The 24,643-nt window shown below is 59.3% G+C and carries 20 protein-coding genes and 1 tRNA gene; 3 read left to right on the forward strand and 18 right to left on the reverse strand.

The features are described from left to right. Position 1 precedes the first annotated feature (1 nt). From gspK to B8783_RS06600, 13 genes are all read right to left on the reverse strand, one after another. Positions 2-991: a type II secretion system minor pseudopilin GspK gene (gspK, locus tag B8783_RS06540; RefSeq protein WP_084419266.1), complete on the reverse strand. Its 990-nt coding sequence runs from the start codon at positions 989-991 to the stop codon at positions 2-4. Next, positions 991-1,620 (reverse strand): type II secretion system minor pseudopilin GspJ, encoded by a 630-nt coding sequence (gene gspJ, locus B8783_RS06545; RefSeq protein ID WP_084419267.1) that lies wholly within the window; start codon positions 1,618-1,620, stop codon positions 991-993. Before gspJ ends, gspK begins: the two co-directional genes overlap by 1 nt. Then, entirely contained in the window at positions 1,617-2,012 is a 396-nt protein-coding gene (gene gspI, locus B8783_RS06550; RefSeq protein WP_169711719.1) for a type II secretion system minor pseudopilin GspI, read from the reverse strand. Before gspI ends, gspJ begins: the two co-directional genes overlap by 4 nt. Further along, complete coding sequence (locus tag B8783_RS06555) at positions 1,996-2,475, reverse strand: prepilin-type N-terminal cleavage/methylation domain-containing protein (protein WP_407646331.1); 480 nt, start codon at positions 2,473-2,475, stop codon at positions 1,996-1,998. Before B8783_RS06555 ends, gspI begins: the two co-directional genes overlap by 17 nt. 15 nt (positions 2,476-2,490) lie before the next feature. Next, positions 2,491-2,940 carry a type II secretion system major pseudopilin GspG gene (gspG, locus tag B8783_RS06560; RefSeq protein WP_084419270.1) on the reverse strand — a complete coding sequence of 150 codons (450 nt, stop codon included), beginning with the start codon at positions 2,938-2,940 and terminating at the stop codon, positions 2,491-2,493. Positions 2,941-2,959: 19 nt separating this feature from the next. Then, the gene (gene gspF / locus B8783_RS06565; protein ID WP_084419271.1) at positions 2,960-4,174 is read right to left on the reverse strand and encodes a type II secretion system inner membrane protein GspF; all 1,215 of its coding nucleotides are present in this window, start codon (positions 4,172-4,174) and stop codon (positions 2,960-2,962) included. A gap of 2 nt (positions 4,175-4,176) precedes the next feature. Next, positions 4,177-5,670 carry a type II secretion system ATPase GspE gene (gene gspE / locus B8783_RS06570; protein WP_084419272.1) on the reverse strand — a complete coding sequence of 498 codons (1,494 nt, stop codon included), beginning with the start codon at positions 5,668-5,670 and terminating at the stop codon, positions 4,177-4,179. A 43-nt stretch (positions 5,671-5,713) separates the two neighbouring features. Next, positions 5,714-7,654 carry a type II secretion system secretin GspD gene (gene gspD, locus B8783_RS06575; protein ID WP_084419273.1) on the reverse strand — a complete coding sequence of 647 codons (1,941 nt, stop codon included), beginning with the start codon at positions 7,652-7,654 and terminating at the stop codon, positions 5,714-5,716. A 5-nt stretch (positions 7,655-7,659) separates the two neighbouring features. Continuing rightward, positions 7,660-8,586 (reverse strand): type II secretion system protein N, encoded by a 927-nt coding sequence (locus tag B8783_RS06580; RefSeq protein ID WP_169711720.1) that lies wholly within the window; start codon positions 8,584-8,586, stop codon positions 7,660-7,662. A gap of 99 nt (positions 8,587-8,685) precedes the next feature. Next, positions 8,686-11,364 carry a TonB-dependent receptor domain-containing protein gene (locus B8783_RS06585; protein ID WP_169711721.1) on the reverse strand — a complete coding sequence of 893 codons (2,679 nt, stop codon included), beginning with the start codon at positions 11,362-11,364 and terminating at the stop codon, positions 8,686-8,688. A gap of 100 nt (positions 11,365-11,464) precedes the next feature. Then, on the reverse strand, positions 11,465-14,359 hold the full coding sequence (locus tag B8783_RS06590; RefSeq protein WP_084419279.1) for a hypothetical protein: 2,895 nt from the start codon (positions 14,357-14,359) through the stop codon (positions 11,465-11,467). Between the two features lie 392 nt (positions 14,360-14,751). Then, positions 14,752-15,630, reverse strand: coding sequence for a TolB family protein (locus B8783_RS06595; protein ID WP_169711722.1), 879 nt, complete (start codon positions 15,628-15,630; stop codon positions 14,752-14,754). Between the two features lie 102 nt (positions 15,631-15,732). After that, a tRNA-Thr gene (locus B8783_RS06600) sits at positions 15,733-15,808 on the reverse strand. Between the two features lie 142 nt (positions 15,809-15,950). On the opposite strand from B8783_RS06600, the gene B8783_RS06605 reads away from it, so the two are divergent. After that, positions 15,951-16,406, forward strand: coding sequence for a hypothetical protein (locus B8783_RS06605; RefSeq protein ID WP_139792272.1), 456 nt, complete (start codon positions 15,951-15,953; stop codon positions 16,404-16,406). A gap of 69 nt (positions 16,407-16,475) precedes the next feature. Here the strand turns inward: B8783_RS06605 and B8783_RS06610 are convergent, their stop codons facing one another. Next, the gene (locus B8783_RS06610; protein WP_084419285.1) at positions 16,476-16,937 is read right to left on the reverse strand and encodes a DUF1761 domain-containing protein; all 462 of its coding nucleotides are present in this window, start codon (positions 16,935-16,937) and stop codon (positions 16,476-16,478) included. Between the two features lie 105 nt (positions 16,938-17,042). Here B8783_RS06610 and metG point away from each other — a divergent pair, with 105 nt between their 5' ends. After that, entirely contained in the window at positions 17,043-18,788 is a 1,746-nt protein-coding gene (gene metG / locus B8783_RS06615; protein ID WP_084419287.1) for a methionine--tRNA ligase, read from the forward strand. Between the two features lie 97 nt (positions 18,789-18,885). Beyond that, entirely contained in the window at positions 18,886-20,250 is a 1,365-nt protein-coding gene (locus B8783_RS06620; protein ID WP_084421949.1) for an amidohydrolase, read from the forward strand. On the opposite strand, the gene B8783_RS06625 is transcribed toward B8783_RS06620, so the two are convergent. The 4 genes from B8783_RS06625 to B8783_RS06640 all read right to left on the reverse strand — a co-directional run bounded on the left by B8783_RS06625 (position 20,251) and on the right by B8783_RS06640 (position 24,554). Next, positions 20,251-21,216, reverse strand: a complete 966-nt coding sequence (locus B8783_RS06625; RefSeq protein WP_084419289.1) for an alpha/beta fold hydrolase — start codon at positions 21,214-21,216, stop codon at positions 20,251-20,253. It lies immediately after the preceding gene. Positions 21,217-21,450: 234 nt separating this feature from the next. Beyond that, positions 21,451-22,152, reverse strand: coding sequence for a hypothetical protein (locus B8783_RS06630; protein ID WP_139792273.1), 702 nt, complete (start codon positions 22,150-22,152; stop codon positions 21,451-21,453). Between the two features lie 71 nt (positions 22,153-22,223). Beyond that, complete coding sequence (locus tag B8783_RS06635) at positions 22,224-23,426, reverse strand: acyl-CoA dehydrogenase family protein (RefSeq protein ID WP_084419293.1); 1,203 nt, start codon at positions 23,424-23,426, stop codon at positions 22,224-22,226. A gap of 12 nt (positions 23,427-23,438) precedes the next feature. Further along, on the reverse strand, positions 23,439-24,554 hold the full coding sequence (locus B8783_RS06640) for an acyl-CoA dehydrogenase family protein (RefSeq protein ID WP_084419294.1): 1,116 nt from the start codon (positions 24,552-24,554) through the stop codon (positions 23,439-23,441). Positions 24,555-24,643 lie beyond the last annotated feature (89 nt).

A 24,643-nucleotide genomic window follows, 5' to 3' on the forward strand; every position in this document is an offset into this window, starting at 1 on the left:
CTTACCCCTTTCGCTCCCGCCATACCGTCTTTGCGGGCTCAGCACCATCAAGGGCGTACACGATCTCAACGAGGCGCCTTGTGCCCGCAAAATCTATCGCGGCCGACATCGCGATGTATTTCGACTCAACCGACAGCATCTCCGTTTTGCGTAGCTCAGGTGCGATCTCGACGATTGATGGTTCTGTCATGAAGGCTTCGACTGTGGGCCAGCCGCCTGCAGGACGTTTGAAGATGAGATCGCGCGCGCCTTCGACGGTCAGGGCACCAGAGAAGGCCAGCGACAGAAGCGGTGCCTCGCGCGCGGTCAGCGTGTTGATATTGAGCGGAACGGTGGCCTTGCTGGGCAAGGCGCAGATCAGCGGTTCCAGCGCGTCGAAGGCAACCTCATCGAAGTAGCGCACGGCGCGCACCTCGCTAACATCGACCATAGGCTGGCCCGAAGTGCGGTAAGGCAAGCGTTGCGACGCATAAAAACTGTCCTCAGCGCCGCTGATCCCAGGCGAAAGATCTGCATCCATCCAGTCGGCCAAGGCCGATGCGAAAGCCTGAGGGCTCGCGCCGTCGACTTCAGCTAGCTCGACAAGCGCTTCGAAGTCTTCGCGCGGCCCCTGCGCTGCGGTCACGCCCGGCGCCGCGCTGGACGATGTCCCCCGCAGTAGATTGACGTTGAAACAGTTGCCCGCGTCGCGGCCGGTGATTGTGATGAGGCCGCCTTCGATGGTGATGGGGACAGGCTCCTTTAGGCCCGGCATGTCTGCAAAGAAACGCCCCTCCGTTGCGCGGACCATGTCCCCAATGACAACGCGGCCGAACTCTTCCGATGACAGGGCGAGCCAGTCTGATTGCGTGCTGGCGTCGAGCGCCTTGGCTCTCACCGTGCTGGAAAGCACGGCAGACGAAAGCGTGACGGCGACCACAGACATGGCTGCGACAATCATCAGCGTCGTGACCAGGGCGACCCCTTTTTCCTGTTCGCGGAAGGCTGACATCAGGACGGCAACCCTCCAACGAGGCTCGCAATGTTCAGCGTTTCCTCATTCTTGAAGCGGATGCGCATCTCGATCATGTCGGGCAATACGTTGGCTGGCGGCTCTGGCGTGCCTTCCCAGTAGACCGATGGTTCTCCGCCTCTCCAGAAGACAAGATCGACCGCCTCAACACCCGTCAGAAGCACGCGGCGCGCGACGGGGGTCGACGGGGTCGGGTCTGGCCTGAGGCTTGCCTCGCGGATGAGTTCGCCGTCATCGCTCAGCGTGTAGCTGATCGCCTGAAGCCCGCTTCGCGCGTCGGCATTCTCCGGGTTAATCCAGCCATTGCGCACGAAGGTCAGCAGCGCATTGGTGCGGCTGGTCTCTCCGCCGGTCATCAATTGCACGCCGCCGCGCCCCTCGGCCGTTTCAGCCGCGCGGAGGCTCGCCGCTTCCAGGTCATCACGCAGATAGGCCTGGGCGACGTCCAACGTACGCGTCATCTCTTCGCGGTCGCGGACCTGTTTGCCAGCGTCGGTGGCGCGCAGCAGGAGGTTGCCGCCAGCTACGGCGAGGATGGCGAGAATGAACAGGGCGACGAGCGTCTCTGTCAGCGTAAAACCGGACTGGGCGTGTCTGGACGGCCTCATGATGACTGCCCCACAGTTTTCAGGGACATCAGGCGCGCCAGCGTTTGCGGGCGTCCGTCTTCGCTGACCTGCACTTCAAGACGCAGCAGATCTGCCCGGTCTGTCGGGTAGACAGTGAGGGTCCAGTTATAGGCCCGGCCCATCTGCTCTTCGTTACCGCTTGTCTGACCGAGATCCAGCGGCACAGGGTCAGAGATGGCACGAGCCATGACGTTCTCTGCCGTCGTGCGGGCGAGGAAACGCGATTCAAGGCGGCTGGTGTTCTGCAAGGCGTCGGATGACATCTGCATCAGGGGGACGGCTGCGAGAGAGAGAATGCCGAGCGCGGCAACCGTCTCCACGAGGCTGAAGCCTCGCTGGCCTTTACGCCCTGCCCTAGCCCTTCTGAACATCGACCACATCTCCCTCAGGGGTGAGTTCAAATTGCCATGAGCGGGCGCGATAGGTCAGCGCCAGGCGGACGGGCTCTGCGATGCCGAGTGGGTTGAAGATGATGCGGTCCAGCTCACCGCTCCTGCGGGATCTGGCGCGGGGGTCATCGGCAACGACTTCCAGGTGGACGCCTCTTGGCAGGTCGAGCGCGGTGGTGCGGACGGGCATCCATTCCTGCCCCGTCCAGCTCAACACGCGGAAGCCCGTGTCTGTGACTTCAAGGCCTGTCACTTCGCCGGTGAGAATGGCCCGGTCATGCACGCCCTCCAGCAGCTGGCGAACGTCTCGCATGGCACGCTCCTGCGGCCCGGGGCGCTCAGGCAGCGAGAGGACGGCAACGCCCGATACAAGGCCCATGATGAACACCACCACGAGCACCTCGATCAGGGTCATACCGCGATCGCGGCGAGCAGGTGGGGGCACTCGTTTCAAGCTGCGCTAGTTCCAGTTTCCGATGTCGGCATTCTCGTCTTCGCCGCCTTCCTGACCATCCGCGCCGAGCGAATAGAGGTCATAGCCGCGTTGCGATTTCTCAGCCGGGCGTTTGTAGACGAAAGGCCGTCCCCATGGGTCCAGCGGCACCTTGTTGATGTAGCCGCCGCGGCGGTAGGAGCCGGCATTGCTGGCATCGGCAGGCTGGGTGACCAGCGCATCGAGGCCCTGCTGCTCTGTCGGGTAATCGTACATGTCGAGGCTGTACTGTTCGAGCGCATTGGAGAGGGCCGACACGTTGGTCCGGGCTGTCTTCACCTGCGCATCGGTCCGTGCGCCGAGCACGTTGAACAGGACGACGGTTGATAGCAGGCCGATGATGAAGATCACGACCATGATTTCGGTCAGCGTGAAGCCGGCCTGTTTCGAGCGCGGCTGGACGGGTTTGCGTTTCATCGCCAATTCTCCTTTGAGGCTAGCCTATGGCCAGCGTGTTTATCTGCAAAATCGGTAGCATGATGGACAGTACGATGAGCGCGACGATACCGGCGAGGAAGACGATCATCAGCGGCTCCAGCAGGCCGAGCGCGACAGTGGTGGCATTATCGAATTCTTCTTCCAGATAGTCAGCTGCGCGTTCCATCATTCCGGCAAGATCGCCGCCGCGTTCACCGCTGGCAATCATGTGCAGCAGCATGGGCGGGAAGACCTCTTCGGCGCGCATGGCGCGGGCGAGCGAGGCGCCCTCCTCGACCCGTCGACGCACAGCCTGGGTCGCCTTGCGAAAGACGGTATTGGCCATCGCGCCCTGCGCTGCGCCGAGGCATTCCGGAACGGGAGCGCCGCTGGCCGAGAGGGTTGCAAAGGTGCGCGCGAAGGCCGCCGAAGAGACGCCTCGCGAGAGCTTGCCGACGATGGGCAAGGACAGGATGAACCGGTCTCGGGCCTCTGCGATGCGCGGCACCTTGAAGAGGCGTCTCAGCCCCCAGATGCCCGCTATGATCAGGATCAGTGTGATGATGCCCCAATTGCGCAGGAAGACCGATATCGCGATGACTGCATCGGTCAGCCAGGGCAGGTCCTGGCCCAGCGTATCGAACTGCTCGACAATGGCCGGGACGACAAAGATCATCAGCAGGGTGACAACGACAAGCGCGATGACACTCAGCACGATCGGATAGATCAGGGCAGAGAGAATCTTGTTCTTCATCTTGCGCGTTTTTTCCAAGTGGGTGGCGAGACGCTCAAGCACCTCATCCAGCCGCCCGGAGGCCTGACCTGACGACACGACGGCGCGGTAGAATTGCGGGAAGGCTTTTGGCGCTCCGTTCAGCGCTTCAGACACCGAATAGCCGTCCGTGATGGAAGAACGCACGCCCATGAAGACCTTGCGGGTGGCCGGCTTTTCGGCCTCCGTCGCGACAGAGCCGATGGCTTCTTCGACCGGGGTACCCGCCTTCACCAGCAAAGCGAGCTGGCGTGTGGCAACGACAAGGTCTCCGCCGCCGAGTTTCTGGTCATGGCCGGTGACTGAGCCGCCGGATTTCGCCTTGCGGCTTTCAGAGACATTCAGCGGCGAAAGCTGGCGCATGCGCAGTTCGCGCCGGGCCGCGCGGGGCGAGTCGGCCGTGATTACACCGCTGGTCTTTTTCCCGTCAGCGCCGAGGGCCTGATAGTCGAAGACCGCCATGATCAGTCTTCCTCCCGCCGGCAAACACGGAGGACTTCCTCCACGCTGGTCTGGCCCGCAATGACATAGCGGCGCGCATTGCGGAACAGCGTGTCATGATTGGCAAAGGCGCGCGCTTCGAGCGCATCTTCCGAGACGTCGTCGCGGATCAGCTGGCGCGTTTCCTGATCGATCAGTAGCAGTTCATAGACGCCGAGACGGCCCTCATAGCCGGTCTGCGAACACGCCATGCAGCCCTGTGGGCGATAGAATTCGATGATTTGTTCGGCTGGCACGCCGAACATGGATTTTTCTTCGGCTGTGGCTTCGTGCGGCTGCTTGCACTGGTCGCACAGTTTGCGGACGAGACGCTGGGCCAGAACCGCGCGCATTGTGGCGGCGATGACGTAGGGCTCGATACCCATGTCGCGCAGACGCTGGATGGCGCCAATGGCGCTGTTCGTGTGGACCGTGGAGAGGACAGGCCGGCCCGTGGACGAGAACTCGAACGCGACCTTGGCGGTCTCAAGGTCACGAATTTCGCCGACCATGACGACGTCCGGGTCATGGCGAAGAATGGCGCGGAGCGTCGCGGCGAAGGTGAGGCCGACCTTGTGGTGCATCTGCGTCTGGCTGATGCCTTCAAGCCCGTACTCGATCGGGTCTTCCAGCGTCATCACATTGCGCTGACCATTGTTCAGCACAGAGAGGGCGGAATAGAGCGTCGTCGTCTTGCCCGAACCCGTCGGTCCCGTGACGAGGGTGATGCCGTTGGGTTGGGCCAGCACGGATTTGAGGCGCGTCAGCGTGTCGTCATCCATGCCAAGATCGTTGAGGCTGAGCAGCGCGTTGCGCGTATCCAGCAGTCGCATCGTCACCCGCTCACCATAGCGCGATGGCAGCGTCGAGACGCGAACATCGATGGAGCGCCCACCAATGGACAGCGAGATACGGCCATCCTGCGGGATGCGTTTCTCAGCGATGTCGAGGCGCGCCATGACTTTGACGCGGCTGGTCAGCGGCGCGGCAAGCCGGCGTGATGGCGTCAGCACTTCCTGCAGGACGCCATCGATGCGGTAGCGCACGGCGAGCGTCTCTTCGTGCGGTTCAATGTGGATATCGGAGGCGCGGCGTTTAACGGCTTCGTAGATGAGGCCGTTGATCAGGCGCACGACGGGCGCGTCATCATCGCCGTCCAGAAGGTCTGCCGTTTGCGGGATTTCATCGATGAGCGAGTGCAGATCGCCCTGCCCGTCGATGGCCGCTTCGGTTTCATCATTCTCGATGGCGTTGCGGGCGTATTGTTCAGAGAGCTCCCGCTCGAAGGTCGCAGCATCGAGATTGGTGAAGTGAAATGGGCGCCCCAACGCGCGGCGCGCTTCGACAATCGCAAACGGGTCTGCCCCCGTGCGCACACCAAGGCTGATTGCGCCGTCTTCGGTATCACCCATGACAACGAGACCCTTGTCGCGCGCAAAGGCATATGTCAGCGCCCTGTCTCGTCTGGTCTCGGTCATGCGGCTACCAAACCGTTCTTGTATGTCCTGACTGTCGCCCGCATCAGTCTGCAATCACCGGTGTGCCCAGCACCTCCCCAAGGAACTGGTCTATGGACATGGCGGCTTCGTCTTCGCGGAGCAATTCCTGGGCACGCAGATAGTTATAGCTTCGCGCTGTGACGGTTCGTGCAGAGTCGCGATCACGCACGATTGTCGGCTTGATAAAGACCATCAGGTTTTTGCGGGTGCTGCCACGGCCTTCGGACTTGAACAGGTTTCCTGCGATGGGCAGGTCCCCGAGGAATGGCACTTTGGAATTGACCTTGGATTCGGTCTGTTCGATCAGACCGCCGAGCACGATGATCTCTCCGTCATCCGCCAGAACGCTGGTGGAGATATTGCGCGTGCTCAGGATCAGATCCGGCGAGTTTGTCGTTCCGATAAAATCGGCGACGTTCGAGACTTCCTGATAGATATCGAGCCTGATTGTATCGTCAGATGAAATACGGGGCGTCACTTCGAGTTTGACGCCGACCTTTTCGCGTTGAACCGTCCGGAATGGATTGGAATTGGCGTCGCCAAGCACCTCGCCAGAGGTCAGCGGCACATCCTGCCCGACCAGCAACGAAGACGTGCCGTTGTCGAGCGTCATGTTGAACGGCTTGGAAAGGACGCGTGAATTTGTGTCCTGCTCGACGGCGTTCAGGATTGCGCCGAACAGCGTGTCGCCATCCTGCCCACCGATCCCCAGAAGCGCGCCGTTGACGCCGAGAAGCGAACTGATCGCAGCATTCGCGAACTGGCCGGAGCCACCGCCTCCGTCGCCAACATCTGGATCGATAATCGCGCCGGCCAGCGCCAGAAGATTTGGCGCTGAACGCGTAAAATTCGTTGATGCAAATGGCGTCGTGGAATCGCCGGTGCCTGAAAGAAGGAACTGCACGCCAAGCTCGCGGGCGGTGTCGTCTGACATCTCGACGATAATCGCCTCCACTAAGACCTGCGCGCGGCGTTGATCAAGCGCGGAGACGACGCGTTCCATGGCAAGCAACGTGTCCGGCGTCGCGCTGATGATGAGCGAGTTGGATTCCTTATGCGCGGCAATCGTTGCCGGCGGCATCCCGTTCTCGGTCGGCGTGCGCTGATCGGCCAGCGTTGCGGCGATTTTCTCAAGCACGGGGACAATTTCCTCGGCACTTGAATTGTTTAGCTCGATGACCCGGATATTGTCGCGGCTTGGTTCAGCCTGGTCGAGTTCACTTGCGACGCTGATGGCCCGCTCAACCGTAGCCGCATCGCCTCTAATGACGACAGAATTGCTCGTCGGAGAGGAGGTCACTTCGAAATTCGAGGTCGGGTTGCCATCGCTCGTTCCGAGCAGATTGCTGAGAATGTCAGCCATCTCTTTTGACGGAACGCTCTTGAGTGACAGCGTCTCTACAACCGTGCGATCTCCGCTATCGAGCGAATTTATGATTTCACGGATGCGCGGCATGTTGGAGGCGTAGTCAACCACGATGACCGAGTTTGACCGCGCATTGGCAACAACCTGTCCCTGCGCGTCCGCGATCGGCTTGATCATCTGAGCGGCTTCGACGGCGCCGAAATTGTCGAGCCTGAAGACTTGCGTAACGAAGGCGTTCGGCCCGGCCGCCGCGCCGCCGGCTTCGCCCACGGCCAATTGTTCGGGGACGATGCGATAGACACCGCGTCCTGCGGGGATGGCGGCAAAGCCGTGGACACGAAGCGTCGAGAGGAAGACCTGGAAGACCTCATCTGTTGTCATCGGAGTCTGCGAGAGGACCGTCACCCGTGTTCGGCCGACATCGGGGTGAAGGATGAAGGTGTAACCGGTGATGATCGAGACATCGTCGATCAGGGAGGTGATCTCGACATCATCAAGGCTGAGCACATGACGTGCGCCCGCGGCCGCCTGAGCATTCGCCACTTGCGCCGGAATCAACCAACCAATCGCGGCAACAGCCGCCAACAGGCATTTCATATATCTCACCCCTCCTCGAAAATGATTTCGAAGGTCTGTGTCGCCCCATCCCGTAAGACTGTCACATTCACTGTTTGCGCCGAACTGAATTCAGCAGCGAGAGCAGACGGATCAATCTCAGATACTCGAGTACGATTTATTTCGACAAGTCGGTCACCCGGTTGCAGCCCAGCGTCCTGCATCAGCTGCGGATTGCCCCGCGGCGCGAGCACAAATGAGGTGACGATGCCGTTTTCATTCTGAGGCACCGGATCGATGCTGGCCAATAAGGTTCGCGATGTAACACCCGGCGCAAAGGTGGAGGATGCCGGGGAACTGACCGTACCGGCGCGCGGACGCCCGATTGTGTCTGTCGTGGCAGTCGGGACAGACAGCGTGGTCGCGTCGGTCTCTGCTTCTTCCGGATCACTGATGACCGACAGGCCAGCGTCACGGCCGCCGCGCATAAGTGTTTCCTCAACGCCGTCGCGCTCAATGATGACCCTGTCGCTCAGGATTTGTGAGAGCTGAACACCGGGCAAAATGGCATCGCCCGGCTGAAACCGCCCGGTCCGGTTGTCGGGCGTGACAATCGTTGCAGAACCTGCGCCAGCTTCGGTGGACATGAACAGAGCGACGAGCTTCAGGTTCAGTTGGGTTTCAGGCGCCTCAGGGGCCGCTTCAACGGTCTTGCCAACCGACTGAAACGGATTGGTCGTGACGAGCAGGCTGAGATCAGCGCGGACATTGGACCGCGTGGTTTGCTGAATCGGTGCCGGCAATGGCCGGGCCGTCAATGAGGAGACCGCCTCCTTGGGCGCAATGATCAGCCAGATCAGACGCGCAGACAGAAACGCCACGACGACAATCAGAATGACCATGATGGCGATTCTGGCGCCGTCGATGTAGCGGTCGGCCCCTTGCGGCAATGAAAATCTACCCTCGCCTATCATAACTTCCCTCATGGCACGGGGGCAGGTACGCCCTGCCCCCGTCCGGTTCATGTCCTCTGCGTTGTCGCAGAAAATGTGGCGATCACCAATGGCTTCAACCTAAAAGCGGCGTTTCAGACCCAATGCGATCGATGTGCCGAGATCATAGACGTCGACGGCAACGCGGTCACCACCCCGTTCCTGATAGGCTTCATACTTGTCGCCCAGCAAATTGTTGATCTTGAACGAGAATTCGTATTCGCCGCCGCGCAGGTCGAACCCCTGGTTCCAGATGAAGTCCACTGTGATGGGCGGTTCTTCAATGATGGCCGGGATGTTCAAGGCCAGCGCCTCACCTGAACGGATGCGCTCACTGGCATAGTTGAACAGCAGGTTCACTTCCCGGCGCGCTTCGGTGTCCTCAAACAGCAGCTGGAAATTGAACAGGTGCTCTGACTGTCCTTGCAGACGCCGACCATCCTCAATCAGGCCAGAGCCTGGCAGAAGAAACGGTTCAGGGTCCAGAGGCTGCTGGTTGGTGATGACGCACTCATCCGCGAACTGCGTGCAGAACTCCAGACGGTTGAGACCAAGATCAGCGGGGTTGCGGCCAGCGCTGACTTCGGAATCTGACCAAGTGTAGTTGGCTTTGATTGTCAGGTCGCGGTCCCGGAACCACTCGATGCCGAACTTGTCGAACATTGGCAGGCGTTGCTCATACTCGAACTCTGCGCCGTACAGCTCCGCACTAGGTACGTTGATAAAGGTGGTCTTCGGCGTATCGCCTGTGCGCTGGTTTATCTCTTCGATCGGGCGTTCCATGTCCTTATAGAACAGGCCGAACGTCACGAACTGGTCCCGGCCGAAATAGTATTCGCCGCGCAAATCATAGTTCTTGATCTTCGCATTGGTGAGGAACGGATTACCGATGAAATTAACGTCGGTTTCGGTGTTGAGAAACTCTGTTGGCGCAAGTTCGCGGAACTGCGGACGTGTCAGCGTTTCCGAATAACCGGCACGCACCTGAAGCTCATCAAAGGGATTCCAGGTCAGTGTTGCGGCCGGAAGAATATCTTCCTCATGCTCACAGCTCTGGTCCGGCTGACGCGAAATGCAGGCTTCGACGTAATTTGTCGATGGGTCAGCGCCGAGCGCCTGCGTATCGACCGCCTCGATCGCGCGCTCATACCGGGCGCCGATGGCGCCGCGAATATAGGGCGTGATCTGGGTATCGAGACCGACATAGGCTGCGTCAACTTCCAGCGTTGCGAAATAGCGCTCCGGGAAAGTCGCGCCACCGATTGAGCTGGAACCGAGCTGGTCGCGGGCATAGAGATCAGCGAAAAGATAATCGATGCGGGTGCTGGAGACCGGGATGCCTTCGATCGCGAACAGGCGTGAGGTCGCAACGCGGTCATTCTCGACATAGGCGTAGCCGGCTTTGAAGTCGGTTTCGCAGAAGAATGTGCAGTCCCCTCCGAAGGTGAGCGGCAACTCGAGGTCGATGCCCAAATCCGTCGAATCGTCGTCGATCCGGCTGAACGCGAAGGTGGTGTCGGCTGAGTTGGCGAGCGTTTGCAGGCCATTGCCGGAATCCTGGTAGAGAATGTTGAACTGGTACGGTGCATCTCGGAAAGCTTCAGAGTAAGACGCGCGCCATTCGACCTTCAGGTCCATCAGATCAGGAAAGAAGTGCTCGCCCGAGAGTTGCGTCGTCCAGAGCTGACGCTCGAACCATTCAATGCTGTCGTCACGCTCAAAATTGTCATCGAAGTCGACGCCGCTGACGGTCCGCGCTTCCTTGTCGGCTGAGCGGGCGAGAAGCGCCGTAGCGCGGATTTCATGGTTATCGAAAAGGTCAAAGCCGACAGTCGCAAAGCCGTTCACGCCGACCGAATTCTGCGTCGAATAGAGGTCTTTCTGGAAGCGGGGCGTCAGACCATCACCATCATTATCGGCAAATCCACGTGTGCCGGTACGGGTCGTCCATTCATTGGAATAGGACGCGGCCACCAGAAGCCCCATGGAGACGTCCTGATTGATGTCATACCTCTGGCCGCCTGTCGCGCTGAAACTCAAATCCGGAGAGACCGTGCCTTCCTGAATGATGAGCAGGCTGGAATTGTTTGTCAGGCTGCGCGCAAAGAAAGCGTCATTGCCATCTGGCGGCGGATTGTCCGGCATGTCGCGCTGATTGTCGCTGATGCCGAGATAGTCGAGGTCTCCTCCGTCATAAAGCAGGCCATCCTGCAAAGTCGTTTCCGTGTCGCCAGAGACGGATGCCGACACCTCAAAGAACGCCTCATCCGGCACGGCCTTGGTGCGAATATCGACGAGACCGCCGCCGAACTCGCCCGGCAGGTTTGGCGAGAAGGTTTTCTGAACGAGGATGCTGCGCAGAACGGATGTCGGAAAAAGGTCAAGCGGTGCGACGCGGCGCAGCGGCTCGGGCGATGGAAGGGGCGAGCCGTTCAGGGTCGCGCTGGAATAGCGCTCGTTCAGGCCGCGGACGTAGACGAAGCGGTTCTGCGCTGTCGAAATACCGGCAACGCGCGAGAGGGCTGCGGCCGCGTCAGAGTCGCCGGTCACCTGAAAGTCACCAGCATCAATCAGGCTGGAGACTTCGGAGGTCGAACGCTTTTCGTCGGGAATGAACTGGCCGCGCACCACAACGCTTTTCTGGCGAAGCTCTTCGCCACTTTCATTGTCAGCGTCCTGAGCAGAAGCGCCTGTCGCGAGGCAGGCAGCCGACGCGCCAGCCAGCAGCATGAGGCGCAGATAATTGGCAGATTTAAACATGACTTCCCCCTGGAAGGAGGGGAATTTCCCCTCAATAGATCTGAATACGAGAAAGCAGAGCGGCCTGTTTTGACCGCCCTGCCCCAGTTTTGTGTTTGACCTAATTGGTCGTTTCTTCGCCCGACAGATCGACCGTCCAGCCGAGGTACCAGGTGTCATTGGCGTCTTCGACGGCGCCGACATAGGTGGTCGCTTCAAGCTCACCGATCCCCGACACATCGAACACCGGCACATTGGCTTCAGCCGTGCCAGGCACCAGACCGGTGGCCCCATCGACGAATGAGAAGCCCGACAATGTGTTGGTGGTCGTCACGATATTGTCGCCTGCAACAAAGGCCGGAACACCGAGCGTTGCGTCGGATGGGTTGTCACCGTCCGTCGCGAAGTTGGCGGTGTTGTCCAACAGGAGGGATTTGATCTCCAACGTGTCGTCGTCATAGTTCGCATAGGTCTGATCGCTGTCGACATCGAGACCGACTGACCAGTCAGCGATGATGCCATTGGCGATCGTGCCCCGCGTGCCACGACGCAGGAGCGTGCCTTGAGCGGTGGCCTGTTCACCCGAATTGATCAGCGTGAAGTTCGAAAGACGCGGGGTCGAGAATGGCGTCTTGTCATTGTCGCCGTCCCGGTTGTCGCCTTCGATCCCGCGCGGATCACCGGACATGCCGCCATCGGCCCCAGCAACACCGGGATAGGCGATCGCGTACTGCACGGAGCCCTGCCATCCATCGGTCCAGTCGATGCTGTCATCGCCGACACCTGTGACGACGACGTGATCTGCGCTGACGGTGCCGCCGAACCATTCAATGCCATCATCGAGATTGTTGGAGACCTGCACATAGCTAACCTGCGTGCCAGACCCGACCCCCTGGAAGGCGATGCCATTCAGCTCGTCTTCATTGGTCAGGCGCGTGCCAGCATACTGGACGCGGGTGTAGGTCAGTCGGCCGCTATTGTCTTCTGGCGAGGCGCCGCCGAAGAGGCCGGAATTGCCTTCACCCGATTTCTCACAATCAACAGTGCCGCCGACAGCTGTTGCGTCGATACAGGCATTGATCGGTGCGCGGCCATTGATGACCAGTCCGCCCCAGACGCCCTTCAGGCTATCGGTTGCCGTCGACGGATCTTCGACGACGCCTTTTGCGGTGAAGACAACTGGTGCATTTGCCGTTCCGTTCGCAACGAGCTTCGAGCCGCGGCGGACGATGAGATAGTCATCATTGCCTTCAGCAACGACTGTGACGCCCGGATCGATCGTCAGCGTGACCGGCGTACCGCCTGCAAGCGGGCTGACCGGATCTGGGCCCATGTCGATCCCGACTGTGACCGTGCCGTCGAGCTCATAGATGAGATCGCTGCCGCTGCTCAGCGTCAGATCGCTGGTCAGGTTGCCGCCTGGGATCTGGCAGAGACGCTTGCCGTCGAGCGTGCCGTTCTCATTGGTGCCATCCGGGCAGTCAGCCGGCGGGAAAAGCGTGCCGGAGAGTGCAAAAGTGGCCCAGTTATTAGCGACCGTTTCCGTCGAGCTGAACGCGCCGATATAGGTCACCGCATCAAAGAAGGTGTCTGCGAAGATACCTGCGGAAACCGGCACAGCCAGTTCCTGCGCGCCTGGGAAGTAGCGATCAGAAAGGGAGTTGTTGCCGCCGACAATATTGTTGGCTGCGCCATAGGCTGGCAGCCCGTCATCCTCACCGCCGCTGTCAGACGAATAAGTCTGATCGGCATCGATAAAGAGCGACGCCACCTTGAGCGAGCCATTGTCGAAATTGGTGTAGGTCTGCGAGCTGTCGATATCGAGACCCGGCGTATATCCGCCAGCAACGATACCATTCACGATGTTACCCTTGGTGCCGCGACGAAGCAGGATGCCCTGCTGGTTGCCGTCAGACCCGATCAGGGTGAAGTTCGACACGTCTGGCGCCGAGAATGGCGTCTTGGCATTGTCGCCATCACGGTTGTCCGCCTCGATACCGCGCGGGTCACCTGAGCTTGGAACGGTCGAGTTGACGACAGCGTACTGAAGCTTGCCCTGCCAGCCATCCGTCCAGTCCAGCGAGTCGTCGCCAGCGCCGGTGATGACGACGTGGCTAGCGTTCACCGTGCCGCCAAACCATTCGATACCGTCATCGAGGTTGTTATGAACCTGGACGTAATCGACTTCTGTGCCGGATCCGACACCCTGGAAAGCAATACCGTTGAGCTCGTCTTCATTGGTCAGGCGTGCGCCTGCATATTCGACAATGAGATAGCGCAGCGAGCCGGAGCTATCAGCCGGGTTGTCGCCGCCGAAGAGACCCGATGAGCCTTCGCCAGACTTCTCACAATCTGCCGAGCCGCCAACAGCGGTGGCATCAATACACGCATTGATCGGTGCAAAGCCATTGATGATCAGGCCGCCCCACTGGGCGTTCGTGCCGGATTCAATGACGCTCGAGCCAACATTCTCGTCATTGATTGCGGCGCGTGCCGTCATCCGGACAGGTGCATTGGCCGAGCCATTTACATCAATCTCTGAGCCGCGGCTGATGACGAGATAGTCGTCAGAGCCATCGCCTGTGCCGCCTGCGGCCGCACCATAAAGGATTGCGCCTTCGCCGAGGGTCAGCGTCGCGGGCGTACCCCCATCCTCGCCAATGAAAACGGCGCCTTCGATGGCAACCGTCACACCAGCCGGGATAGATACATCAGATGTGATGGTCGTGGTCGTCGCGCCGGAGGTGCCTAGCGAACACACATCGATGCTGGAAAAGCCTTCAGAGGCAATCGCAGCATAGGTCGACGATGTCGTGCCGGCCGGACAGCCTGCCGTGGGTATCAGGTCGATGGTCGAACCTGCTGGCGGCGGTGGTGGAGGCGGAGGTGGCGGTGGAGGCGAGACTGGCGGTGTTGGTGCACCAGGCGAAGAAATACTGGTGTCAGAGCAGCCAGTGACTGCCAGTAGCGCCGCACTTGCCAGCAGTATCAGGCGCAAGCTTTTTGCCGTGTTCATTTAAAGCCCCCTTCAGGGTAGTCAGGTCCATCACGAAGGGCAGGAATTGATCCAGTGATTCCCGTCCTTGGCGGGGCTATCGCACGGCTACGCAACAGTATTGCGACATCACAAAAGCTTCACATTGACTGTCACAGAGCTGTCACAACTGTATATACAATGTTTATTTGATGACTCCTCATGTATTCATGAAAACAATCAAGAGCATTGATAGCATTGCCGCTCGCACACCAGCACAGCGCGGCGGCGTAGAAACCATCAACCTGCGCGCCATATTTTCTATAATAATCAGCGCACTAAAAAGTTTTATTTGAATCTGTGGACAACGCCGCCCGAGCCAGTGACCATTAATTTTAAAGGGTCTCGCCCTATGAAAATTACTGCCTCTGCGGCTATTGCGAAGTGGACACTGAGCCTTCCCCGGCAAGTGCAACTTCAAGGTCGATGATCATCAACTCACCATCCCTGGAAAAGAACAGACGAGAGCCATCGCCTGACAGGCCGGCCCCAAAATCGATGCCTGCGGTATTGACCGGCTCGCCAAGATTCTCTGGCATCTGCCAGTTGCCGTCTGCGCCGCGCGTCATCGTCCAGATGTCCACTACCCCCAATTTAGGCGCGCGGTGGGAGTAGAAGAACATCCGGTTGCCGTCCGGCGTGACGGCGAGATGGCCTTCAGCCTTGGGCGAATTGACCCCGTCAGGCATGGTCGACACGGCCCAGTCGCCTGTCTCTTCATCCAGTACCGCTTCAAAAATGTCGTGACCGCCGATGCTGTCATATCCATCAGACGTAAAATAGAGGTGCCCGTTAGCGTCCATGGCAGGATTGAAATTGCGTGCGCCGTCATTGATGGACGCTGGCAGCGGCTCGGGCTCGCCCCAGCCCTCAGGCGTGGCTTCAACCCGCCAGATATTCAGATCTCTCTGGCCGCGCTCAAAAATGTCTGCGTCCGACGCATAGTACAGCGCGCCATCCGAAGCGCTGAAGGATGGAGTTGTGAGCGTGATCCGGCTTGGAAAATCAAGCGTCTGAGGATCAGACCAACTTCCATCTTCCTGTTTCCGCATTTCCCAAAGCTTGGTGTAGTCACCATCCTCCTTGGCATAGACGCGGATAAGGCCATCCCGGGACTCCGTCATGCTATAGGCGCGCGTGAAAGCCGTCGGTGCGTCTGCCGCCGGAAAGATCGGCGTCGCGACATTATAGGACACGCTTTCGGCGCCGCACGCTGCGACCAAAACCAGACTCGCCAGAACCAGAGACCTCATCCAACACACTCCAAACTGCTGCATCATCATTGCCGACTTAAACGGCGTACATGACGCTTTGTTCACAGCATTCAGCTTTTTGTGGATCGATGAAAGGGGAAGTGGTGCCGGCACCAGGACTTGAACCCGGGACCCCCTGATTACAAATCAGGTGCTCTACCAGCTGAGCTATACCGGCCAACCAGCGCCGCTTTACGATGCTGCGGCGACGAACGCAAGATTGCTTTGCAACATCATAGCAGTAGGGCGTTTCAACTATTCACGGGCACTTTTTCGGCATTCACGCGTTTATTTTGAGTGTTGCAGGAAGGAGCACGGTAATGAGAACGCAAATTCTGTCTGTCGGTCTAGTCGTCGCAATCAGTACTCTACCAGTTATGGCTGATGAAGCTCGTTCTCCCGCCGAAGGGAATGCAGATTACGCGCCCCAGACAGCGAGCTGCGATTCGATGCAGCTGAAAGTCTATTTCGAGCCGGGCACATCCGTCCTGACCCCTTTTGCACGGGATGCTATCCGTGAAGCGGGCGACCTGCTCGCCGGATGTGCCGTCGTGCAAATGAATACGAATGCTGTTGCGGGGGAAATGGATAAACGCACGAACACGCTGTCACTGGCAGAAGCGCGGCGGGCCGTCGTTTTGAACGAGCTTCGCGCAAACGGAATCGAACCCGTCAGCTCAGAAGTCCGGCTCGGCGTTGCCATCAAGCCTTCCGACGCCGTTATGGCGCGAAAAGTTGATATCGAACTCCAGACAGAGCCTGCGATTATCGGATAGATTCAGCTCCTGAAGAAAAAGACGCCCCGGCGATCAAATCGTCCGGGGCTTTCTGCTTTTTGAGCTGAGCTAGTTAAAGAACGACATCACGATGCAGCCTGCGACGAAGGTCACCACTGTGTGAGACGCGTCGGTCAGAAAGCCCGGTACCGAGTGCCAGGGTGTGTAGATCAGATCATATGCCATCAGGGGCACACCGATCAGCAAGGACAACCAGAGCCCGAACATCGCGGCAGCCCCAAGCGTGCGGACCTGCCGCTGCTGCATATGCCAGCCCAGTCCGAAGGCCAGGACGAGCGGGATGACAAAACCGCCGAGCATCCAGAGCGGCTCGGCTTCCTCCATGGAGCGATTTTGAAGACCATCTGCAGTCAGCAGGGAAATGCTGTCGCCTGCTTCGTTGAAAAAGATCCCGACACCATTCATGTAGGGTTCTGAGAATAGAAGCCCGTACCAGATGAAGCCCAGAAAATAGATGACGATTGCGGCGATCAGGACGCCGACCAGATTTACCTTGGCAAGTCGTGGCATTGTTTCCTCCCCATGCCCGTTTCATTTTGGCCGCGTCCCGCTTAAGAGATCAGCCCAGACCCGGCGGTCCAATATGACCGCACCTGCCGATTTACGGAAGACAACATGACCAATAATGGCTCTCGCCGAATACTTGTTACCTCTGCCCTGCCCTACATTAATGGGGTCAAACACCTCGGTAATCTTGCCGGGTCCATGTTGCCGGCAGACATATACGCGCGGTTTCAGCGGCTTCGCGGCCATGACGTGCTCTATATCTGCGCGACCGACGAACACGGCACCCCGGCAGAACTCGCGGCGCAGGCCGCTGGCATTGATGTGCGCGCCTATTGCGACGAGCAGCACGAGATCCAGAAGAAGGCCGGCGACGACTTCCTTCTGTCCTACGACCACTTTGGCCGGTCATCCGGCGAAGAGAATGCGCGACTGACGCAGCATTTCGCCAATGTCCTGGAAGCCAATGACCTGATCGAAGAACGCGTGATGGAGCAGGTCTATTCGGTCGATGATGGCCGCTTCCTGCCAGACCGCTATGTCGAAGGGACCTGCCCGCATTGCGCGTTTGAAAAGGCGCGCGGCGACCAGTGCGACAATTGCGGACGCCTGCTGGACCCTGTCGACCTGATCAATCCCTATTCCGCGGTTTCGGGCTCCAAAAATGTCGAGATCCGCGAAACGCGGCACCTCTTCCTGCAACAGTCGAAGATGCAGGACACCATCCGCGAGTGGATCGAGGCGGCGACAGACTGGCCGCCACTCGCGCGCTCCATCGCTCTGAAGTGGCTGGACGAAGGCCTGCGGGACCGTGCGATCACGCGCGACCTTTCCTGGGGCGTTCCTGTGCTCAACCCGGATGGTAGCGTACGCGAAGGCTTTGAGAACAAGGTGTTCTATGTCTGGTTCGACGCGCCCATCGAATATATCGGCGCAACCGAAGAATGGGCAAAAATCAACGGTGAACCGGACGCCTGGCGGCGCTGGTGGCGCACAGATGAAGGCGCAGATGATGTCGAGTACGTACAGTTCATGGGCAAGGACAATGTCGCTTTCCACACGGTTGGCTTCCCCGTCACCATTCTAGGCTCAAAGGAGCCGTGGAAACTGGTCGACAGCCTGAAGGCGTTCAACTGGGTCACCTGGTATGGCGGCAAGTTCTCCACCTCAAACAAGCGCGGCGTCTTCATGGACCAGGCGCTCGACCTGCTGCCGGCTGACTATTGGCGGTGGTATTTGACGTCGAATGCGCCGGAAGGGTCCGACGCGGCCTTTACATGGGAAGGCTTTCAGTCGGCGATCAATTCAGACCTTGCCAATGTGCTTGGGAATTTCGTCAACCGCATCACCAAATATTGCGCGTCGAAGTTTGATGGCAAAGTGCCGGACGCCGGTGAGCCGGGCGACGCCGAAGCGTGGATCGCGGCGGAACTGGAAACGCGCCTGCCACAGCTCGTACAGCACTATGAGAATATGGAGTTCCGCAAAGCAGCGGCTGAAACCCGCGCGATATGGGCGGCCGGAAACGAGTATCTCACCAAGGCTGAGCCGTGGGTGAAGTACAAAACCGATGTCGACGCCGCTGCAATCGGCGTACGCACGGGCCTGAACCTGGCGGCTCTCTTTGGTATCATCGCCCAGCCGATCATTCCGGAAGCGGCCGCAATGATCCTCGACGCCCTTGGCGTGCCAAATGACCGCCGCACAATGACGCCGGAGGCATTGAGCGACGTCTCAGCGCTTCTGGATGCATTGCCACGCGGCCATGAAATCACACCGCCGGACGTCCTCTTCCGCAAGATCGAGGACGAGCAGGTTGCTGAATGGACGGAACGGTTTGGCGGAGAGCCAGCCTAATCAGGCTTTCACTCAATTCTCGCCTCCTCTTCGCTGGCACAGTGGCCGACATCTGTTAGGCTGGCCCCAAACGCCATTCTGAGAGGACTTCCAAATGATGATTTCGCGAAATCTCGCCGCCTGCGTGTCTGCTATCGCCGTGATCGGCGCAGCGCCCGCACTGGCCCAGCAATCATTGCCGGGGCCGGATACCGGCTTGCTGGACCTCTACACTTATCTTCACTCCAATCCTGAGCTCTCGTTCAAGGAAGCGACGTCATCGGCAATCATGGCCGACGAACTGGAAGCACTTGGCTTTACGGTCACGACCGGTCTTGGCGATGAATGGGTCAAAGAAAAAGCGATGCGCGACGAGGGCGTCGTGCGCGATGGCGTTGGCGGCTACGGCCTTGTTGGCGTCTACGAGAATGGCGAAGGCCCGACTGTGCTCATCAGGGCCGATATGGACGCCCTGCCCGTGCCGGAACAGACCGGCCTTGATTACGCCTCCGATGTTATCAGCACCACATGGACGGGCGTTGAAAGCCCGGTCATGCATGCCTGCGGCCATGACATTCACATGACCAGCTGGGTGGGCACAGCACGCGACCTGATTGCCCGCAAGGATGAATGGTCCGGCACGCTGGTGATGCTCGCGCAGCCGGCTGAGGAGGTCGGACTTGGCGCGAAGGCGATGATCGAGGAAGGCCTCTATTCGGAAATTCCATTGCCCGACTACAATCTAGCGCTTCACGTATCTGCGGGCGCGCCCGCTGGCACGGTCGCTTATTCATCCGGTTTCGCCCTTGCGAACGTGGATAGCGTCGATGTCATCGTGAAAGGCGTCGGTGGACATGGCGCCTATCCGCACACAACGACAGACCCCGTTGTCGTCGCCTCCTCCATTGTGATGGCGATCCAGACGCTGGTCTCACGAAATGTCGACCCGCAAACGCCTGCCGTTGTTACGGTTGGCGCATTCAAGGCTGGCGCGAAGCACAACATCATTTCCGATCAGGCCGAGCTGCTGCTCACCGTCCGCTCATATGATGATGCGACGCGCAAACTTCTGCTCGACGGCATCGAGCGGATCGCCAAGGGGCAGGCAGAGGCTTTCGGGGCACCGGAGCCTGAAATCACCATCGATTCCGATTACACGCCGTCGACCTACAATGATCCTGAGCTGACGGCGCAGGCTGTCTCGGCGATCCGCGGCGCGATTGGCGAGGACAATGTGGTGGAAGTCACGCCTGTCATGGGCGGCGAGGATTTCTCGCAATACAGTCGCACCGAAGAGGATGTGCCCGGCCTTATCTTCTGGCTGGGCGCCATAGCGCCAGAGACCTATGAGGCATCGCAGAGTGGCGGCGAGAGCTTGCCATCTCTGCACTCGCCTTTCTTTGCACCTGACGCGGAGCCGACCATCGAAACCGGCGTCAAATCCATGACGGCCGCGGCGATCGCCCTGTTCAACAAAGGCTGATCAGAGCCCGGACAACCAATCCAGAAGGAGTGCGTTGACCTCATCGGCGCGCTCCTGCTGTGTCCAGTGCCCGCATCCATCAAGCAAGTGAGCGGCCTGAAGCCCCGGAAGGTTTGGCTTCATCGCCTCGACCGGATCCCCCGGAAACATCTTCAGAACGAGATCACGTGTCCCGCCAATGAACAGGCTGGGCTGGTGAATTCTTTTGTCCGGCAGCGCAGACAGATAGGCGTGGTCCCGCTCATGATTGCGATAGCGATTGAGCGGGCCGCGAAAGCCCGAAGCTTCAAATTGTGAGGCGTAATAGGCTACGTCTTCCTCGCTCAGCCATGGCAAGGGCATGTCTGGTTCCGGCAGCCGGTGAAGCAGCGTGTCGCCATGCTTCTTGTCGGTCGGCCATGTGCCCTCCGGCGCATCGCCCGAGATCGCGTAATAGAACTTGCGAATGGTCGCGGCAGGGTCAGCCTCAAGCTCTGCCTCTGGCGGCCCCTGATCCTGAAAATAGACCTGATAAAAGAACATGCCGCGCGCGGTAAAAAATTTGCGGAAGACTTCAATCGCGGGCCGGTCGCCTGGCGGGATGTACGGCACGGAGAGCCCGGCCACCGCCTTGAATTGATCCGGGTGAAGCAAGGCAGAATTCCACGCAATCGGCGCGCCCCAATCGTGACCAACTACGACGGCTGGCGCGTCCGGCTGAAGCGCTTTGGCCACGGCCGCCACATCGGAGGTGATCGATTTCATGTCATAGGCTTCGACCGCTTCAGGCCGGTCCGACCCACCATAACCACGCACATCGAGCGCCGCCGCGCGGTAGCCATTGGCCGAGAGCGCATCCAGCTGATGGCGCCAGGAATACCAGCTTTCGGGGAAGCCATGGACCATCAGCACGAGCGGGCCGTTCCCCTTGACCGCGACCCGAAGGCTGACATCGCCGTTTTGGATCTGCTGAAACTGATATGACATGTCCTACCCTCACCTCGCCGGTTTGGCGGCCGACTGCGCAGTCAAACTCTGTGCACGCAGGAGCAGCCACCGATGCAAACTATTTCAGGGAACACTCATGACCGGATTTGTTGCGCGTGGCCAGAATTGCCCAAGCGGCAAATCGAGAAAACTCCCTCAATCAGCCGTCAAGCAATCGCGATGCGACGACCAAACCGGGCCCGAAAAAGGCAGGCCCGGTTTGAGGCAGTCTGATTATTCGGTGGGGGCGGACTGAGCTGATTCCGCCGCGGCCATCAGGGCCACCATCTTCGGGTGGGTGTAGAGCCGGTAGGCTGGCTTTTCCCCTGGGGTGCCGATCAACCTTAGTACATCAGAAATCTCCAAAGGAGCGATCTCGATATTGGTGTCTTTCAAGTCGCCTTGCTTGAGCGCAGAGGCGAGCTCTGCGGCATCTGCATGACCTGTCAGGATCGGCGTAACCAGCCCTGACTCACTTTGCATCTGCACTTCATGGCCGTCTGAAATGACCGTATAGACCGGCGCGCCAAAAGGCTGCTCCTGATCGGAGAGTTTTGCCGCTTCCTGGATTTCGCTGGCACCGGATTCAAAAACGACCACACCGTCCCAATTCGCCATCAGGTCAGCCAGCGGTATGATCCCAACCTGCAATTCGGGATCCTGCGCTGCGGTCCGCGCAGCGCCAACCGCTTCAGGGCTCAGAAACGCGAGCAGCGCATCGCTGCCGTCTTTCATCTTGAGCGAGACCATGCCGCCCGCAGGGTTTTGCAAAATGGCGACGTAGAAACCTTCTAGCGCATTCATCAGGCTTTGAGCCGCAGCCGTTTCAGCCTCAGAAACCGGAGGCGTGGGTTGAGCGGTGGTATCGCCTTGTGCCATCGCAGACGGCAAAACCAGGGCGAGCGAGGCGCTCGCCATAGCGAGAAATCGTTTCATGGGAGGAGCTCCTTTTGGATGCAGACCCGGCAGAGGCTAGAAGTCTCCGCCGGGCACTACAAGGAATTGCCTCAGCCCTGTTTCAGTTCGTCGAACGGAACTTTCTTGTCCACGCGGACATCCTGCGGAAGGCCAAGCACACGCTCGGCGATGATATTCTTCAGGATTTCATCGGTGCCGCCCGCGATCCGCAGACCCGGCGCCCACATGAAGCTTTGCTGGAACAGCGCATTGGCCGGCATCGTGTCGCTATCATTCATGATGCCGTAATGGTCCTGCATCTCGATCGCCGAGTTACAGATGTCCTGCAGCTGGTTGGCCGTGATGATCTTGCCGATCGAGTTTTCCGGCCCCGGCGTTGCGCCGCGCGAAAGCGCGGTTTGCGTGCGGAACTTGGTCAGATTGTAGCCTTGCGCGGCCACATACCAGTCTGCGAGCTTCTCACGGAACGCCTGATCGCTGATCGTACCCGTGCTGCGGGCATAATCCATGATCTCTTTCCAGTCTGGACCGGGCGAGCCGCCAACGGCCAGACGCTCATTCATCAGTGTCACGAGCGCAACTTTCCAGCCTTCGCCGACTTCGCCGAGACGGTCACTGTCCGGAATGCGTACATCCGTAAAGTACACTTCGTTGAACTCGCGTCCGCCAGACGCCTGGTGGATTGGACGAGCTTCAACGCCCTGCTGATGCATGTCCACGATGAACATGGTCAGGCCCTTATGCTTGGGCGCCTTCGGGTCAGTCCGGGCGAGCACGATGCCGTAATCAGAGAAGTGCGCGCCAGTGGTCCAGACCTTCTGGCCATTGATGACCCAGTCGTCGCCATCTTTCACGGCGCGCGTTTTCACACCGGCAACGTCGGACCCGGCTGCAGGCTCTGAGAAGAGCTGACACCAGATTTCCTCACCGCGCAGCGCCTTCTCGACGTAGCGCTTCTTGTGCTCATTCGAGCCGAACGCGATGACGGTTGGCACGCACATGCCGAGACCAATTGCGAATGGACCGGTCGGGGCTTCGAACTTGCCCTCTTCCTGATTCCAGATGACTTGCTGCATCGACGTGCCGCCACGCCCGCCCCATTCCTTGGGCCAGGTGATTTGCGCAAAGCCGCCTTCAGCTTTGGTTTTCTGCCATTCCTTGGCCCGTTTGAGGAAGTCCTCGCCGGATGGACGGCGCGGTGTGTTGGCGTCTTTCAGCTTGAGGTGTTTTTCAAGAAAGCTGCGCGCTTCGGCGCGGAATTCTGCTTCTTCTGCTGTATCGTTGAAGTCCATATCTAGTCCTCCTTACGCTGCGTTCTTGCGCTCAAGCGCAGAGACGAGTTTTTCTTTCCAGACTTTCGGCGCACCCGCCTGAACGGCCAGCAGTTTTGCGCGCCGGTAGAACAGGTGGCAGTCGACTTCCCAGGTGAAGCCCATGCCGCCATGGGTCTGGATGTTTTCCTTGGATGCGAACCAGAACGCGTCCGAAGCCGCCAGTCTTGAAGCGGCAGCCGCTTCGGGAAGTTCAGCAGCATCGGTCGAGAGAGCCCAGGCGCCATAATAGCAATTGGAACGGGCGACCTGGTTCTTCACATACATCTCTGCGAGCTTGTGCTTGATCGCCTGATTGCCACCAATCGGGCGGCCAAAGGCATAGCGCTCCTTGGCATATTCCGTCGCCATTTCGAGGCACCGGTCAGCGCCGCCGAGCTGTTCAAAGGCGAGCAGGACTGCCGCGCGGTTCATCACCGCATCGTGCAGGTCTGCGCCCTCGCCTGCTGCGCCGAGACGTTCAGCCGACGCGCCATCGAAAGTGATTTCAGCGTGGCTGCGGGTGGGCTCAAGTGTGCTGACGGATTTGCGTGAAACGCCATCGGCATTGAGATCAACGAGGACGAGGCTTGCGCCGGCCCCTTCCTTGACGAGCACAACGGCATGCGTGGCGATATCACCATCCGTCACCGGCAGTTTCGTGCCTGAAATCTTCGACCCGTCAAAGGTGACTTTCAGTTTGGCAGGATCTGGATTGCCCGGCCCTTCGCTGGCCGCATAACACCCGACCACTTCACCACTGACGACCTTCTCCAGGATTGAGCTTTTTTGCGCTTCCGATCCGGCAAGCTTCAGCGCTTCGGCGAAGAAGTAGGTCGTTGACGCGAATGGTACGGGCGCAAGGGCGCGGCCCATTTCCTCAGCAATGACGCAGAGCTCAAGCATGCCGAGCCCGAGACCGCCGTATTCTTCCGGAATGGCTGCCCCGATCCAGCCCATCTCGACGACCTTCTGCCAGACACCTTCATGATGGCTCTTGGCATCGTCATCCAGGACTTCGCGGACATGTGCGGTTGTGCACTGGGCACCCAGAAACTTGCGCGCTTCGCTGGCAAGGAATTTCTGATCCTCTGAAAAGTCGAAATTCATGCGACCTCGTCTCCCTTTATGTTTTGATACCTAACAATAGCGCACCTTACGTCTGCGGAAAGCCGTCTCGCAGGGTAAGGGCTGTAACA

The organism is Henriciella litoralis (assembly GCF_002088935.1).
Classification (GTDB): domain Bacteria; phylum Pseudomonadota; class Alphaproteobacteria; order Caulobacterales; family Hyphomonadaceae; genus Henriciella; species Henriciella litoralis.